Source organism: Pedobacter borealis DSM 19626, from assembly GCF_000708285.2.
GTDB classification, from domain to species: Bacteria; Bacteroidota; Bacteroidia; order Sphingobacteriales; family Sphingobacteriaceae; genus Pedobacter; species Pedobacter borealis.
Genome location: NZ_JAUG01000189.1, coordinates 1 through 1,381, shown reverse-complemented (window position 1 = coordinate 1,381; position 1,381 = coordinate 1). Strand labels below are relative to the sequence as shown.

Annotated in this window: 1 protein-coding gene; it reads left to right on the top strand. The window is 40.3% G+C overall.

Annotated features, from left to right (window positions below):
* Positions 1-338 precede the first annotated feature (338 nt).
* The gene (locus AW17_RS24750) at positions 339-1,187 is read left to right on the top strand and encodes a hypothetical protein (RefSeq protein ID WP_029280789.1); all 849 of its coding nucleotides are present in this window, start codon (positions 339-341) and stop codon (positions 1,185-1,187) included.
* Positions 1,188-1,381: the final 194 nt, after the last annotated feature.

The window sequence follows — 1,381 nt, the reverse complement described above, 5'->3', positions numbered from 1 at the left end:
TTGGTTAATTGATTTCAAACTCAGGTTAACTCTTCAACTCAGCTACGATTGACATATCTACAAAGAAAAATCGTCATTGCGAGGAACGAAGCAATCTTAATGCGCACGCTAGTAGCGATCGTTGTAAGATTGCTTCGTCGGCTGAAAAAGCCTTCTCGCAATGACGATTTCTCGCAACCTACAATTCACTAAAATCTTTATGTCTTTATATTGTTTTGTCAGTATGAGAAGCTGATTGATTGAGTTCGGCCCTCCGACTTAATTGTTAAAGCCTGTTAAATAACAAAATTTAACAATTCATCGCGATACATTCGTATATCATTATTTAATTATTTGCGATGAATTTTAAAATACTCAGCTTATCAGTTTTTTCTATTATGTTAGTCGGCTTTTCGGTTAAAGCACAAGATGTAGAAGAGAATATCCGTATGGTGAAACCATTTAAGGCCGATGGCATATCGAACGAGTGGAACGAGCCGCTTAACGAATACAACGATGCCACCAAACTGGCCTTTGCGCTGGCCAACGATGACAAAAACCTTTACATCATTATCGAATCGTTAGATCCGCAAACCACTTTTAGTGTGCTAAGAGGTGGCATTACCTTAAATATCAACACTGAGGGTAAAAAGAAAGACGGTATTAAGTTAACCTTTCCTTTAATGGAAAGGCCTCCCATGCCTAAAGAAGGAGATGGACACCGTGAACATGCTCCTTTATCGCCTGATAAAGATAACGATCTGCATGATCCAGCTGCGATGAATAAAAGCATTCGAGTTTCTGGCTTTAAAAATATTGCTGATGGTGAGTTGTCAGCGATGAACCAGGACGGCATAGAAACTGGAATGAGTATTCATCCTAACAGAGATCTTATTTACGAATTAAGCATTCCATTAACGCAGTTACAGGTAGGATTAGACCTTAAAAAGCCATTGGTGTACAATATTAAAATTAATGAGCCAAATAAATCTGGTTTCAAAAGAGAAGCTAGGCCTGAAGGTGCAAGCGGTGGTAAGGGCAGATCGGGTGGTAGAGGTGGAATGGGAGGAGGGGGTATGGGCGGTGGTGGCCGTGGCGGTATGGGTGGTGGAAGAATGGGCGGAGGAGGTCAACGACCACCAGAAGGCGGAGAATCTGCAGCCAAATCTTCTGATTTTTGGATCAAGTATAAGTTAGTAAGAGCCTAAGATATAGAAATTTTGAGTGTTTAAATGAAAGAAATGTCATCCTGAGGGATAATTTATTGTATAAAAATCAATATGAATGACGCATATCTTTTTTCGCCCATAGGCTCATTCTTGCCTCGGCTCACCGCCGCCGAAAGGCTCTTTCTTTTTGGCATCAAAAAGAAACAAAAAATGCCGGCTGAAAATTTTTCTTT

Excerpts from the sequence above, each read along its gene's own strand:
- AW17_RS24750 (WP_029280789.1), top strand. The coding sequence starts at position 339 with ATGAATTTTAAAATACTCAGCTTATCAGTTTTTTCTATTATGTTAGTC.